Origin of the sequence: Mesorhizobium mediterraneum, from assembly GCF_002284565.1 — a bacterium.
Lineage (GTDB): Bacteria > Pseudomonadota > Alphaproteobacteria > Rhizobiales > Rhizobiaceae > Mesorhizobium > Mesorhizobium mediterraneum.
The window spans coordinates 199973-214244 of sequence record NZ_NPKI01000018.1; the positions used below are offsets into that span (position 1 = coordinate 199973).

Consider the following 14272-nt stretch of genomic DNA (forward strand, 5'->3'; position numbering starts at 1 on the left):
ATTTCCGCCCGGAACCATTGGCTAAATCTTTAGGTTAATCATCCTTGTTCGGGTGACCCTTCGTTAAGCCTCTTTCGAAACCTCTTACCGGTAAGCTCTTGTTAGCCCTAGCGTTTAAGTCGAATTTTATGAGTATTCGATAGTGTCGCGATCAAGGTGAAAAACAAAAAATCACCAGGCGACAAACGAGAGGCAAAGGCAATGATCAATTCCCGTCCGGCGGCGAAGACCGCCAACGTATCCGATGACCGCCGCGAGGCGATCCGTTCGCTGTACATGGAATCGCTGCAGCTGGTGGAGCGCCTGCACCGCCGTCTGCTTGACGTGATCAAGGACGAATTCGACCGCAACGGCCGTTCCGACATCAACGCCATCCAGGCGCTGCTGCTCTTCAACATCGGCAATTCGGAGCTGACCGCCGGCGAGCTGCGCTCGCGCGGCTACTATCTCGGCTCGAACGTCTCCTACAATCTGAAGAAGCTGGTCGATCTCGGCTTCATCAACCACCAGCGCTCGCGCATCGATCGCCGTTCGGTGCGGGTCTCGCTGACGCCGAAGGGCAGCGAGGTGGCGGAAGTCGTCGGCGGCCTCTACGAGCGCCATGTCGGCTCGATCGAGCAGGTCGGCGGCATCAACACGGAAGAATTCAAGCAGATGAACCGCGCCCTGCAGCGGTTGGATCGCTTCTGGAACGATACGATTGCGTATCGGATGTGATTACGAAATGGCACGCAGGGGTATGAAGGTGCTGTAGGGCGCCCCTCGCGCGTGCCATTTGCATGCCACGACACCGTCTGTAATAGTCTCGCCCCACTTGGCGGGCTAGGCAAATGTACGTCGCATATTTCGACGAGGTTAAGCCGAACGAAAAGGAAGGCCAGCACCGATAGATCGTCGGTGGTATTGTCGTGGCCATGAGCAGCATCGCCGCGATCGAGGCCCAGTTGACCGAGCTGTCCCTGGAGGTCTTCGGCACCTCCGACCTCACCGCCGACACGGAATTCCACAGCACCTTCATTTACAGCAAGAAGGGCGGCTTCAAAACAATGGAGCCGGAGAAGCGGCTTTACGTTTTCGAACGCCTCGGCCAGATTTTGTCAGACAGGGAGGCCATCAAGAAGGTCTATGCCTGCATCAACACCGACAAGCTCTACGCTGGCACTAATGCCGCCGAACACGCGTTCATGCACTTCGTTGAGCGTGTGGACAACGTGATAGGCAAGGGCGGCTCCGCAATCCTGATAGGCGATCTTGACGACCAGCAGGCCAGAAACATGGTCTCAGAATTCTCCCGCTATCGGACGCGGGGTACAAATTCGAAGTACGGAAAGCTCATCACTCGGATCGTGGATTCTGTGCACTTCTGCCGGTCGCACCACTCCCGAATGATCCAATTGGCGGATGCCTACGTCTTCACCGTCAGCAACGGGTACACCAAGCGAACGGGTTGGTTTGCAGACGGATACCGGAAGGCGATGGCTGGTGCGGATTTGTGGCCGGATGGCTATAAGGAATGGCCGAAATAGATGCGCTGGGCGACGACGGTGGACGGATGGAGTTCGCGTGAGCGAAGAGTATGGCCTTCCTGAAGCTTTGGCGACAAATGGCCTGAGTTCTGCAACTATTCGCTAGCAGGCTACCGAAAGGCCCATCCGGAAGAGACCAATCTGGCCGACGATGATTTCGAATAGATAATTCATTGGACAACCGCGGTTGTCGCTAGCTTGGGCCTTTTGGACCTATTATTTTCTGGGCATGAGAATGCTTAAACGCCAAATAGCTGTTCAAACAACTTTCGGCGATTACACGCTCACCGAGACCCTCGGAGAGGGCGGTGCTGGGCGGGTATATGGTGGCGTTGACGAAAGCGGCAATGCAATAGCACTAAAGCTGCTGATCAACGTCACCACAGACAAACGCCGACGCTTCAGGAACGAGACAGCTTTTCTGGCGAAAAACACCCATCGCAATATCGTAAGCGTTATTGATTATGGGATGGGGACCGACGCGCACCTAAAAGGTCCATTCTATGTCATGCACCGCTACACGAGCAGTCTTCGGGAGCGGATGTCACCAAGTGTCAATCCTGCTCAGATCGTCGCACTGTTTTCTCAAATGCTGGATGGTGTTGAAGCTGCCCATATGCTCGGGCAACGCATCGAGACTTGAAGCCAGAGAACTTCCTATTTGACGCAGGCACCGGTCGGCTTGCGGTCGCGGATTTCGGCATCGCGAGCTTCACCTCCCAAGAGCTTTTGACGCTGGTCGAAACGAGCCCGCAGCAAAGGCTGGCCAACTTCAATTATGCCGCGCCGGAGCAGCGTCGCCGTGGAGCCGCAGTAGACGGCAGGGCAGACATCTATGCTCTAGGCCTTATGCTAAATGAGCTTTTTACGGGTGAGGTACCGCACGGCACTAACTACAAGCTCATCGGAGATGCATCGGCCGAGTACGCTTTCATGGACCCAATCGTGGCCAAGATGACCACGCAAAACCCTGACAGCCGGCCGAGTTCCATTGCCGTTGTAAAGGACCTTATCGAACAGAACCGACAGCTTGAGTTAAGTCGGCAGCGCCTCAGCGAGATTGCCAACACCGTTGTCTATGAGGGTGAGGTGACCGACCCACTTGCCCACGAGCCGCCGAAGCTCGTAGGCGCTACATGGGATGACGGCCTGCTACGCTTAACTCTTGATCGCCCTGTTCACCAAAAGTGGGTGAGCGCGCTTCAAAACATGGGCAACTATAGTTCGGTGATGGGACATGGCCCACACACGTTTCAGTTTTCTGGCCAAATGGTAACGACAAGTATGCCCGCACACAGCGTTCAACATGCCGTCGACCATTTTAAGACTTGGCTGCCCAATACCACCAAAACTCTCCACTACAACCTTTTGGCCGAGGCTAAGCGGAAGGCTTCCGAGGAGCGTGCGCGCTTGGAGCAAGCAAGACAGCAGGAAGAAACACGAATGAAGGTGAATTCTGCCATTCGCATTTAAGTGTGGAGCTTGGATGGCGTTTGGTTCTTCCCAAATATAGGTCTTGAACGGCTACCCTGTTTGTCCCAGGATGAACTGCATCGCCAAACTTTATGGTAGCGTTCTGGTGGAGCCACAGGGACAAGCACTAAGCCACGCGTTGCACACCGCCCTTTACTCTCGCCGCCCGCCGCGACGCCAGCGAGGTTGACGCCTTCACAATCCGTAATGAGCCATAACCCTTTCAGCCTCTCGGCGATGTTCGAAATTTGATTGGTAGAAATGGATTTCTGTCTGGTACGCGGGCCATTGCCCAGTGCGATGACGGAGCAAGTAGACAACTTCCGCCTCGATAGTCTCGATGTCACTCCCGCTCCGCATTCCTGCGTCGCGCCGTCTAACAGGGTCTACGTCAGCCCAAACATCGAGGTCGACCGCTGAACCTTCGTGTCTAAAGCGATAGCCGTAAAAGCCATTTTCGCCTGATGCCTTCCAGCCATCGCGCATTCTGGCGCCCATCGACCTGATGGTTGCACCAACGTAGATGGGAACCCCGTCTCGCGAAAAGATGTATAGCTTTGGATTTGCGCCAGAGGCGTTGCCGGCGAAGCGCGGCGTTCCGCGCTCGCATATGATCGAAGGTTTTTGAGGCGTGTAGACCACTTTGTATCGTAATGGCCCCTGCAAATTCATGCCTTCCTCCAATTCGGAGCAACCAATAGCATACGCGTTTCGCGCCCCCAACGACACGATCGCTTACCGGATACAAGGGATCCGACCGCTCGGGAGCTTGAAGCCGCGCCGAAGAAGCGCGGCCGGAAACAGCCAAGACCGGTGCCGAAAAGCACCGGTCTTTCCGTTTCATGAGGCCTGCCGATCCAAATCGCAGTCAGGGCCACGTTGCCGCCATATTCCCGGTGAAAGCGAGAATGCGGGTGATGTTGCGGCAAAGGCCAAGCATCTCCCTGAACGCGCGCCGCCCCCGTCACGTTCTCACGACCGAAGGGGCCATGGTTGGCTAATTGTTAACATTGCCAACTCTAGAGTACGGGCGGGATCGCCCGGTGAAGAGAATTGTTACAAGACTGTCTGGAGCGTACATGAGAACCAGTCGCCGTTTCTTCCTTTCCGGAGCCTCCGCGTTGGCAGCGACGATGCTTGCCGGTGGCGCCAGCGCGCAGGACGTGATCGGGGATATCCTGAAATCCTCGGGCCGCGGCAACTGGGACGACCAGTTCGACGCCCGCGCCAGCCAGGGCGGCAAGGTGGCTTCGACGCTGCCGATCGTCAGCCCGCAGACCGTTTCCTTTACCGAGCAGGCGATAGCGCAGTATCAGAATATCGTCGCGCAGGGCGGCTGGGAGCCGGTCCCGGACACCAAGAAATTGCAGCTCGGCGTCATCGACCCCGACGTGGTACCGTTGCGCAGGCGCTTGATGGTTTCGGGCGACCTGGCGCAGAGCGCCGGCCTGTCAGAGGCCTTCGATTCCTATGTCGATGCCGCGGTCAAGCGCTTCCAGGCGCGCCATGGCCTGCCTTCCGACGGGACCTTGGGCCAATATACCTATGCGGCGATGAATGTTTCGGCGCAGGTCCGGCTTGGCCAGTTGCAGACCAATCTGCAGCGGCTGCACGAGCGCGCCGGCACGCTGGGCAACCGTTATGTATTGGTCGACATCCCGGGCGCCCAGATCGAGGCGGTCGAGAACGACCGCGTCGTGCTGCGCCACACCGCCGTTGTCGGCAAGATCGACCGCCAGACGCCGATCGTCGATTCCAAGATCAACGAGATCATCGTCAATCCCTACTGGAACGCGCCGGTCTCGATCGTGCGCAAGGACATCATTCCGCTGATGCGGAAGGACCCCAACTATCTCAAGGACAGCAAAATCCGTCTGTTCGCACCGGATGGCAGCGAGGTCGATCCGCTGACCGTGGACTGGTCGACCGACGACGCCGAGAAATACCGCTTCCGCCAGGATCCGGGCGCCGGCAATGCGATGGCCTCGGTCAAGATCAATTTCCCGAGCCCGGACGGCGTCTACATGCACGACACGCCGCAACAGAGCCTGTTCGGCAAGATGATGCGCTTCGATTCCTCGGGCTGCGTGCGCGTCCAGAACGTGCGCGATCTCGTCACCTGGATATTGCGCGACACGCCGGGCTGGAACCGCCAGCATTTCGAGGCATCGATCAAGAGCGGCGAGAACATCCCGGTGCAGGTCAACAATCCGGTGCCGGTCTATTTCCTCTACATCTCGGCCTGGTCGACGGGGCCTGGTGTCGTGCAGTTCCGCGACGACATCTACGGGCTCGATGGAGCCAACGAGCTGCAGATCACCTCTGCGCTGTAAGCGACTGATCTTTTTACTGAAAGGCCGCCGCTGAGGGCGGCCTTTTTGTATCCGGCTGGAGGGCGCGCTTTGCGCCGGTCCGGAAAGCGCCGTTCGGTACAGGGCCATGCAAGTTGCCGTCTTCATCCTGGTCGTGCTCGGCTTCGTCGCCGTTTCCGGTGCGCTAGTCCGGCTGGTGCGGGTGCCGTTGCCGGTGCTGCAGATTGCCATAGGTGCTGCACTCGCTTGGCCGGTGCGCGGCATCCATGTCGAGATCGATCCCGAGCTGTTCCTGCTGGTGTTCATCCCGCCGCTTTTGTTCGGCGACGCCGTTGGCGTGCCCAAGCGCGAACTGCTGGCGCTGCGCGGCCCGATCCTCGACCTTGCCATCGGGCTCGTCTTCTTCACCATCGTCGGCTTCGGCTATGCCTTGCATTGGCTGGTGCCGAGCATCCCGCTGGTCGTCGCCTTCGCGCTCGCAGCGGTGCTGTCGCCGACCGACGCGGTAGCCGTCTCCTCGATCGTCGACCGGAACGTGGTGCCGGCGCGGCTGATGCATATTCTGGAAGGCGAGTCGCTGCTCAACGACGCGTCTGGCCTCGTCATGTTCCGCTTCGCCGTGGCAGCAGCGCTGACCGGCAGCTTTTCCTTCGCCGCCGCTTCGCTGAGTTTCTTCTACGCCGTTGCTGCCGGCATCCTGGCCGGCGTGGTGGCGGTGTTCGCCGCCGCCAAGGCGCTGCAATTGCTTAACCGCATCGGCGGTGTGCCAGCCGAGGCACAGGTGCTGGTGATGATCCTGATCCCCTTCATTGCCTATCTCGGCGCCGAGCATGCCGGCGCGTCCGGAATCCTGGCCGCCGTCACCGCCGGTGTGCTCACCAGTGGGTCCGGCATATTCCGCTATCTCGGGGTATCGGCGCGCATGCAGACCATATCGCTGTGGACGACGCTGTCCTTCGTCTTCAACGGTGCGCTGTTCATCCTGCTCGGCCTGCAGCTTCCCGACATCATCCGCCATGTGCCGCCTGAGCTGAGCAGCCGGCATTGGCTGATCGAGCCGATCCTGACTGTGCTGATCCTTACCCTATGCCTGATCGCGCTGCGCTTCCTGTGGATCTGGGTCGGTGACATCGCGGCACGCCTTGCCGCGCGATTTGGCAAGCGCAAGGCCGAGACGTTCGGCCTGCGCGTGCGGCTCGCCGGCTCGGTGGCGGGCGTGCGCGGCGCCATCACGCTGGCCGGCATCCTGTCGCTGCCGCTCGCCATGCCGGACGGCTCGCCGTTTCCGGCGCGCGATGTGGTGATCTTCCTCGCCGCGGGCGTCATCATCTGTTCGCTTGTCATCGCCAGCCTTGCCTTGCCGAAGATAGCGCGCGGGCTGGTCGAGCCGGGCGAGCATCCCGGTGCTGCCGAGGAACGCCTGGCGCGTGTCGGCGCGGCCAAGGCGGCGATCGCCCGCATCGAGAGCATCGCGGGGACACAAGACGGGGACGAAGGCGAGGTGCCCGGTGCCCGGCTTGCCGCTGCCGACAGCATCGTCGCCGGTTATCGGCGTCGCATCGCCGCCTCCGACGAGGCCGATGAAGCCCGCACCGAGGCCCGCGAAGCCGGACGGCTCGAGCTCGAAATGAGGCTTGCCGGCATCGAGGCCGAGCGCGCGGCCGTGCGCGCCATGTTTCGCAGCCGTGAGATCAACGACCATACGATGCAGGCGCTGTTGACCGAGATCACGCTTACCGAAGCCTTGCTGAAGGGCCGTCAGGCGAGGAAATAGCCGGCTCTTCGCCTTGCTGCCGCAATCCGGCCAGCAAATTTCGCGCCTCAAACGTGGCGGGGCGGAAGCAACTGTGTTAATGGCGCGGCAGACCCCCGGACGACAAGGATCTCAAGCATGGCAACAGCAGCGGCAGTGTCGAACAAATTCGAATCCTTCTTCGAAACCACGCTTGCCGATGCCGATCCGGAGATTTTCGGCGCGATCCGCAATGAACTTGGCCGCCAGCGCCACGAGATCGAGCTGATCGCTTCGGAAAACATCGTCTCCCGCGCCGTGCTGGAGGCGCAAGGGTCGATCATGACCAACAAGTATGCTGAGGGCTATCCGGGCAAGCGCTACTATGGCGGCTGCCAATTCGTCGACGTGGCCGAGGAACTGGCCATCGAGCGCGCGAAAAAACTCTTCGGCTGCAACTTCGCCAACGTCCAGCCGAATTCCGGCAGCCAGATGAATCAGGCGGTGTTCCTGGCGCTGCTGCAGCCCGGCGACACCTTCATGGGCCTCGACCTCAATTCCGGTGGGCACCTGACGCATGGCTCGCCGGTCAACATGAGTGGCAAATGGTTCAAGGTCGTTTCCTACGGCGTGCGCAGGGACGATCACCTGCTCGACATGGATGCGATCGAGAAGACCGCGCAGGAGACCAAGCCGAAGCTGATCCTGGCCGGCGGCACCGCCTATTCGCGCGTCTGGGACTGGAAGCGCTTTCGCGAGATCGCCGACTCGATCGGTGCCTATCTGATGGTCGACATGGCGCATATCGCCGGCCTGGTCGCCGGCGGCGTGCATCCATCGCCGCTGCCATATGCCCATGTGGTGACCACAACCACGCACAAGTCGCTGCGCGGCCCGCGCGGCGGCATGATCCTGTGCAATGACGAGGACATCGCCAAGAAGATGAATTCGGCCGTGTTTCCGGGCCTGCAGGGTGGTCCGCTGATGCATGTCATAGCTGCTAAGGCGGTAGCCTTCGGCGAAGCGCTGAAGCCAAGCTTCAGACTCTATGCCGAGAGCGTCGCCGCCAATGCCAAGGCGCTCGCCTCCAGCCTGCAGGAAACCGGCCTCGACATCGTTTCCGGCGGCACCGACAACCATCTGATGCTAGTCGACCTGCGTCCCAAGAACGCCACCGGCAAGCGCGCCGAGGCAGCGCTTGGCCGCGCCAACATCACCTGCAACAAGAACGGCATTCCTTTCGATCCCGAAAAGCCGTTTGTCACCTCGGGTGTGCGCCTCGGCACGCCGGCCGGCACCACGCGCGGTTTCGGCCAGGCCGAGTTTCGCGAGATCGGCAAGCTGATCGCCGAGGTGCTGGACGGGCTCAAGGCCGCAAATTCCGACGAGGGCAATGCGGCCGTCGAGGCCGCGGTGAAGGCGAAGGTGGCCGCGTTGACGGACCGCTTTCCGCTCTATCCATATCTCGGCTGAGCCCACGCAAACTGTCATCCCTTATCGGCCGTAGGAGAAGCACCGTTCCAGCGGGGACGGAGTCCGGACAGGAGCCCTGACGATGATGCAGATTTTCCGTGTCGCTGGTTTTGGCGCGTTTGGCGTGTTGGCGACATTGACCACCTTGCCGCTGTCCGCCGCCTTGGCACAGTCCGCGCCCACCCCGGCCGCACCTAAGACGGAAACCTTCGGCAAATGGTCCACCACCGTGGACGAGATCGATACCGGTGAGGATCTGCGCAAAACCTGCGTCGCCTCGACCGCCTTTCTCGACGCGAGCGGTACCAGCGGCACCCTCACACTCGCTATCTCGAACGGTGATGCACTGCCGCCCGATGGCTATCCGACCCTTGTCGTCGCCATGAAAAACAAGGACTTGCCGACTGGCGAGAACATTCCGGCGGTGTTCGGCGACAGCAACGGCAAGGTCAAGGCGACCGTCAATGCCCTTGCCGGCGGGAAGTGGATGTTGAACAACAAGACCGAGGTCAGTCTGGCGCTGCTGCGGGCCATGCGCCGCGCCAGCTCACTCGATGTCACCTTCGGCGACACGCCAGTCGCGACTGTATCGATGGACGGCTTCACCAAGGCCTATCGCAGCCTCGGCGTATCCTGTGGATTCCCGACCGGCGATGTCGCGCCGTAATCGGCCGGCGTTGCCGTCTGGCATGATGCTGGCAATTTTCCTCGCGCCTCGCTATCTCTGAGGCGCGAGAGGCCATCCCCGGTGCTTTGCCATCCCGACAAAAACCTCTAAGCCTTTCGCTCCACGAGAATCGCGAACAAAAGGCTCTCCATGCGCTGTCCCTACTGCCAGTCCGAAGATACGCAGGTGAAGGATTCGCGCCCCGCCGAAGATGGCGCGGCGATCCGCAGGCGGCGCGTCTGCCCCGATTGCGGCGGTCGCTTCACCACCTTCGAGCGTGTGCAGTTGCGCGACCTCGTGGTGGTGAAGAAGTCCGGACGCAAGGTGCCCTTCGACCGCGACAAGCTGCTGCGCTCGGTCGAGATCGCGGTGCGCAAGCGCAATGTCGATCCCGAGCGCATCGACCGCGCGGTGACCGGCATCGTGCGCCAGCTCGAAAGCTCGGGTGAGACTGAAGTCGCCTCGGGCGAGGTCGGCCGCCTGGTGATGGAGGCGCTGAAGTCGCTCGACGATGTCGCTTATGTGCGCTTCGCCTCGGTCTATCGCAATTTCCGCGAGGCCAAGGATTTCCACGACGTGCTGGGCGAACTGAAGGGTGACGAGCTCAAGGGTGACGAGCTCAAGGAAGAGGACGCCGGCTGAGCATGGCAAGGCCCGGGCGCAGTCAAGCCGAACAAGAGGTTCTTGATCGCCGCTTCATGGCGGCGGCACTCAGGCTGTCGCGGAAAAACGCCGGGCGGACCTCGACCAACCCTTCGGTCGGCACGCTGATCGTGCGCGACGACGGCACCGGGCCGATGATCGTCGGCACCGGTGTCACTGCTGTCGGTGGCCGGCCGCATGCCGAAACGGAAGCTCTGGCCGAGGCCGGCGAGCTGGCCCGCGGTGCCACCGCCTATGTCACCCTGGAGCCCTGCGCCCACCATGGCCGCACGCCGCCTTGCGCCAATGCGCTGCTCAATGCCGGAGTCACGCGGGTGGTTGGGGCTGCGAGCGACCCCGATCCACGCGTGTCCGGCAATGGCTATGCGATCCTGCGTGCCACCGGTGTCGAAGTGGTCGAAAAGGTGCTGGTGGCAGAAGCCGCCGAGCAAATGGCCGGCTATCTCACTCGATCTCTCAAGAAGCGTCCGGAAGTGATTCTGAAACTTGCACTTTCCAGCGACGGCAAGATCGGCATGGAAGGCGAGGGGCAGGTCTCGATCACCGGCGACATCGCTCGGCGCGAAGTCTATCTGATGCGGGCCGAAGCCGACGGCATACTGATCGGCATCGGCACGGCGCTGGAGGACGATCCGGCGCTGACGGTGCGGTTGCCGGGGCTGGAAAACCGTTCGCCGGCGCGCATCGTGCTCGATCGCCAGATCAGGCTGCCGGAGACGTCGAAACTGGTAGCCGGCGTCGACCGGGTTCCGCTCTATGTCGCCGCCTGTGCTGAAGCCGATCCGCACCGGCGGGCCGCGCTCGAACGCGTCGGCGTGCGCTTCATCGGCACTGAGACGTATGAAGGCGATATTGCGCTGCCGGAGCTGCTCGAGGACCTGGCCGCGCTCGGCATGGCGAGCGTGCTGGTCGAGGGCGGCGCCAAGGTGGCCAGGGCCTTCCTCGCCGAAGGGCTGGTCGACCGCATCGTGCTGTTCCAGGGGCCGGAGCCGATTGGCAAGGGCGGCATTGCATCGCCCATCGACGCCAGCCATATCCCGGCAGGATTTCGCAAATTGCGCGACATGCGTTTCGGCGAAGACAGTTACGCCGAGTGGATAAGGGATTTCTGATGTTTACCGGGATTGTCACCGATGTCGGCACCGTCGCTGCCGTCAAGCCACTGAGGGAAGGGGTCGGCTTGCGTATAGACACCGCCTATGACCCTGAAACAATCGCCATTGGGGCTTCGATTTCTTGCGGCGGCGTCTGCCTGACCGTGACGGCGCTGCCGGAAAGCGGCGCCAATGCGCGCTGGTTCGAGGTTGAGGCCTGGGAAGAGGCGCTCCGGCTGACGACAGCGGCTGACTGGAAATCCGGCGCCAGGATCAATCTTGAGCGAGCGCTGAAGATCGGTGACGAACTCGGCGGCCATATCGTGTCAGGCCATGTCGACGGCATGGCCGAGATCGTGGCGCGCGAGGAGGAAGGCGACGCCGTGCGCTTCACGCTGGAAGCACCGCGCGACCTGGCCAAGTTCATCGCCCCGAAAGGCTCCGTCGCGCTCGACGGCACGTCGCTCACCGTCAACAAGGTCGAAGGCACACGCTTCGACGTGCTGCTGATCCATCACTCGCTGACGGTGACCACCTGGGGCGAACGCCAGGTCGGCGACCCGGTCAACCTCGAGATCGACACCATGGCCCGCTATGCGGCGCGGCTAGTGGAGGCGGCGAAAGAGGGGCTTTAGAAATTTCTTCGCAACCCCGAGCGATAGCGGTAGACAGTCGTCAGGAGAACGGAACGGCTATGACTTCGCTTGAATGCCGACCTTTGCAGCTATCTGATCGGGACCGCCAGGTTTTCGTGGATGCTCTTCTCAAGCCGCAGCCGGTGAACGATCGTTTGCGCGACACGGTGCGCAGATATCGGCGGGCTACTTGCTCTCGGGAGGCGGGCTCTGAATTTGTCGGGCCGAAAGACTTGCCTCCGGCACGGCAGGAATAGCCGAGCGCCTAGCAACATTCCAACATCTTCGCTTGCGATCAAACCGGCTTCGGCCTAAGTCACCGGCGATCCCGGAGACATCTATGGCTGGCACATCCCAACACGGCAAAGCGTTCATTCGCCCGAAGAAGAAGGCCCACCTTCTTGTCATCGAGGCGCGCTTCCATGACGATCTTGCCGACGCGCTGCTCGAAGGCGCGACAACCGCGCTCGATGAAGCGGGCGCGACATACGATGTCGTCACCGTTCCGGGCTCGCTCGAGATTCCCGCGGTGATTTCTTTCGCGCTCGACGGCGCCGCCGAAGGCGGGCCAAGCTATGACGGTTTTGTCGCCCTCGGCACCATCGTGCGTGGTGATACCTATCATTTCGACATCGTCGCCAATGAATCGAGCCGAGCCCTGATGGACCTGTCCGTGCAGGAAGCGGTCTGCATCGGCAACGGCATCCTGACCACAGAAAATGACGAACAGGCCTGGACGCGGGCCAAACGCTCGGAAGGCGACAAGGGCGGCTTTGCCGCGCGTGCGGCGCTGACTATGATTGCCCTCAAGCAACAGTTGGGAGAGCGATCGTGAGCGAACCCGCATCACCCGGCCAGCCCGCGGCACGCCACGCCAACAAGCGCGGTGCTGCCCGTCTAGCCGCCGTGCAGGCGCTCTACCAGATGGATGTGGCCGGCAGCGGCGTCTTCGAGATCACCGCCGAATACGAGGCGTTCAGGCTCGGCAAGGAAGTCGACGGCGCCCTCTATCGCGAGGCGGACGCACAATGGTTTCGCGCCATCCTCGCCGGCGTCGTCGAGAACCAGAAAACCATCGATCCGATCATCCGCCAGGCGCTGACCGAGGACTGGCCATTGTCCAGGCTCGATTCGACGCTGCGCGCCATATTGCGCGCCGGCGTCTACGAGCTGATGAAGCGAGAGGACGTGCCGGTGGCTGTCATCGTTTCGGAATATGTCGATATCGCCAAGGCGTTTTACGAAGAAGACGAGCCGAAGCTGGTCAACGCGGTGCTCGATCGCGTGTCGCGCCGCGTGCGCGGCGAGGGGCGTGGCAAGGACGCTTCATGACGGCCATTGCTATCGCCGAGGCTGGTAGGGAAGCGCGTCGAACCGCGTTCATCCTTGCGGCCTCGCAGGCCATCATCGGCTCGGCCGCGCCTATCGCCATTTCCCTGGGTGCGTTGGCCGGACAACATCTGCTCGATGCGGACAAGTCGCTGGCGACGGCGCCGGTCACGGGCTTCAATGTCGGCGTGGCGCTCGGTTCCCTGCCGGCGGCAGCCATCATCCGCTGGCTCGGCCAGCGCGACGGTTTCATGGCCGGCACGATTATCACTGCGCTGGGTGGACTGGTCGCCACACTGGCGCTGTTCCACCCCAACTTCTGGCTGTTCGCCTTCGGACTGGCTGTGATCGGGGTGGGCGGTGCCTTCGTCCAGCAGTTCCGTTTCGCTGCCGCCGACAATGCGACGCCGGAGTTCAAGGCGCGCGCTATCTCCTTCGTGCTGGCCGGCGGCGTCGTCACCGCCATACTCGGGCCGCAGATCGTCATCTTCACCCGCGATCTGTTCTCGCCGGTGATGTTTGCCGGCTCGTTTGCATCCATCCTGGTGCTGGCCGCGGTCGGCGCCGCCATTCTCTCTTTGCTGCGCATTCCGGCCAAGGCAACTGGCAAAGTGGAGATCGCCGACAGCGACGCGCGGCCGCTCTCCGAGATCGTCACCAGGCCGCGTTTCGTTGCGGCGCTGTTTTGTGCCGTCGGCAGCTACGCACTGATGAGCTTCGTCATGACCGGCGCGCCGCTGGCCATGGTCGGCTGCGGCCTGTCGACGGACGATGCCACGCTCGGTATTTCCTGGCATGTCATGGCGATGTTTGCGCCGAGCTTCTTCACCGGGTCGCTGATCCACCGCTTCGGCGCCGAGCGGATCGTGGCGGCCGGACTGGTGTTGCTAATCGGCTGCGCCGTGGTGGCGCTGTCGGGCTTGGCGCTGTGGCAGTTCTGGACGGCGCTGATCCTGCTCGGCCTCGGCTGGAATTTCGGCTTCATCGGCGCCACCGCCATGGTGGCCGACAGCTATCGGCCGTCCGAGAAAGGCAAGGTCCAGGGTTTTCACGACTTCGTCCTGTTCGGCTCCGTCGCCTTTGCTTCGCTGATGTCGGGTGCGGTCTACAATGCCTGGGGCTGGGAAATGCTCAACTGGATCATCTTCCCTGTCGTCGTGCTGTGCTTCGTGGCTCTGGGCGCATTGAAGATGACGAGCGCGCGGCAGACCAGCGCATGACCCCGAACCGAAGGTTCGGAAAGGATCATGCGCAAAATCAAAAGTGCTACAGCGTCCTTGCGCGTCCAAACGGACGCGCGGCGCTGTAGTGACATGACGCTGTCGGGACGAGGCAGCAGCGGATTCACCCGCATCCGAACAAAATTAT

General features: G+C 61.7%; 15 protein-coding genes. 14 read left to right on the forward strand and 1 reads right to left on the reverse strand.

Going from position 1 to position 14272, the window contains the following annotated elements; genetic code table 11:
• Positions 1-201 precede the first annotated feature (201 nt).
• The 4 genes from ldtR (at position 202) to CIT25_RS17370 (ending at position 2999) form a co-directional block, all read left to right on the forward strand.
• A complete protein-coding gene (gene ldtR, locus CIT25_RS17355) occupies positions 202-717 on the forward strand; it encodes a transcriptional regulator LdtR (protein WP_095485756.1) in 516 nt (171 codons plus the stop codon).
• Positions 718-914: 197 nt separating this feature from the next.
• A complete protein-coding gene (locus CIT25_RS17360) occupies positions 915-1526 on the forward strand; it encodes a DUF3800 domain-containing protein (RefSeq protein WP_095485757.1) in 612 nt (203 codons plus the stop codon).
• A 235-nt stretch (positions 1527-1761) separates the two neighbouring features.
• On the forward strand, positions 1762-2169 hold the full coding sequence (locus CIT25_RS38110; RefSeq protein WP_158302575.1) for a protein kinase domain-containing protein: 408 nt from the start codon (positions 1762-1764) through the stop codon (positions 2167-2169).
• Positions 2166-2999 carry a protein kinase domain-containing protein gene (locus CIT25_RS17370; protein ID WP_095485759.1) on the forward strand — a complete coding sequence of 278 codons (834 nt, stop codon included), beginning with the start codon at positions 2166-2168 and terminating at the stop codon, positions 2997-2999. Before CIT25_RS38110 ends, CIT25_RS17370 begins: the two co-directional genes overlap by 4 nt.
• A gap of 195 nt (positions 3000-3194) precedes the next feature.
• On the opposite strand, the gene CIT25_RS17375 is transcribed toward CIT25_RS17370, so the two are convergent.
• Positions 3195-3671, reverse strand: a complete 477-nt coding sequence (locus CIT25_RS17375; RefSeq protein WP_095485760.1) for a hypothetical protein — start codon at positions 3669-3671, stop codon at positions 3195-3197.
• A 407-nt stretch (positions 3672-4078) separates the two neighbouring features.
• Between CIT25_RS17375 and CIT25_RS17380 the strand changes: the two genes are divergently transcribed.
• The 10 genes from CIT25_RS17380 to CIT25_RS17430 all read left to right on the forward strand — a co-directional run bounded on the left by CIT25_RS17380 (position 4079) and on the right by CIT25_RS17430 (position 14124).
• On the forward strand, positions 4079-5332 hold the full coding sequence (locus CIT25_RS17380) for a L,D-transpeptidase family protein (protein WP_095485761.1): 1254 nt from the start codon (positions 4079-4081) through the stop codon (positions 5330-5332).
• Between the two features lie 106 nt (positions 5333-5438).
• Positions 5439-7085, forward strand: coding sequence for a Na+/H+ antiporter (locus CIT25_RS17385; RefSeq protein ID WP_095485762.1), 1647 nt, complete (start codon positions 5439-5441; stop codon positions 7083-7085).
• Positions 7086-7202: 117 nt separating this feature from the next.
• Positions 7203-8516 carry a serine hydroxymethyltransferase gene (gene glyA / locus CIT25_RS17390; protein ID WP_095485763.1) on the forward strand — a complete coding sequence of 438 codons (1314 nt, stop codon included), beginning with the start codon at positions 7203-7205 and terminating at the stop codon, positions 8514-8516.
• 82 nt (positions 8517-8598) lie between these two features.
• On the forward strand, positions 8599-9183 hold the full coding sequence (locus tag CIT25_RS17395; protein ID WP_095485764.1) for an invasion associated locus B family protein: 585 nt from the start codon (positions 8599-8601) through the stop codon (positions 9181-9183).
• Between the two features lie 150 nt (positions 9184-9333).
• Positions 9334-9825 carry a transcriptional regulator NrdR gene (gene nrdR / locus CIT25_RS17400; protein WP_095485765.1) on the forward strand — a complete coding sequence of 164 codons (492 nt, stop codon included), beginning with the start codon at positions 9334-9336 and terminating at the stop codon, positions 9823-9825.
• Positions 9826-9827: 2 nt separating this feature from the next.
• A complete protein-coding gene (gene ribD / locus CIT25_RS17405; protein WP_095485766.1) occupies positions 9828-10958 on the forward strand; it encodes a bifunctional diaminohydroxyphosphoribosylaminopyrimidine deaminase/5-amino-6-(5-phosphoribosylamino)uracil reductase RibD in 1131 nt (376 codons plus the stop codon).
• On the forward strand, positions 10958-11575 hold the full coding sequence (locus CIT25_RS17410; RefSeq protein ID WP_095485767.1) for a riboflavin synthase: 618 nt from the start codon (positions 10958-10960) through the stop codon (positions 11573-11575). Before ribD ends, CIT25_RS17410 begins: the two co-directional genes overlap by 1 nt.
• A 340-nt stretch (positions 11576-11915) precedes the next feature.
• Positions 11916-12410, forward strand: coding sequence for a 6,7-dimethyl-8-ribityllumazine synthase (ribH, locus tag CIT25_RS17420; RefSeq protein WP_095485768.1), 495 nt, complete (start codon positions 11916-11918; stop codon positions 12408-12410).
• Positions 12407-12907 (forward strand): transcription antitermination factor NusB, encoded by a 501-nt coding sequence (gene nusB, locus CIT25_RS17425; RefSeq protein ID WP_095485769.1) that lies wholly within the window; start codon positions 12407-12409, stop codon positions 12905-12907. Before ribH ends, nusB begins: the two co-directional genes overlap by 4 nt.
• A complete protein-coding gene (locus CIT25_RS17430; protein WP_095485770.1) occupies positions 12904-14124 on the forward strand; it encodes an MFS transporter in 1221 nt (406 codons plus the stop codon). The genes nusB and CIT25_RS17430 overlap by 4 nt, the downstream gene beginning before the upstream one ends.
• Positions 14125-14272: the final 148 nt, after the last annotated feature.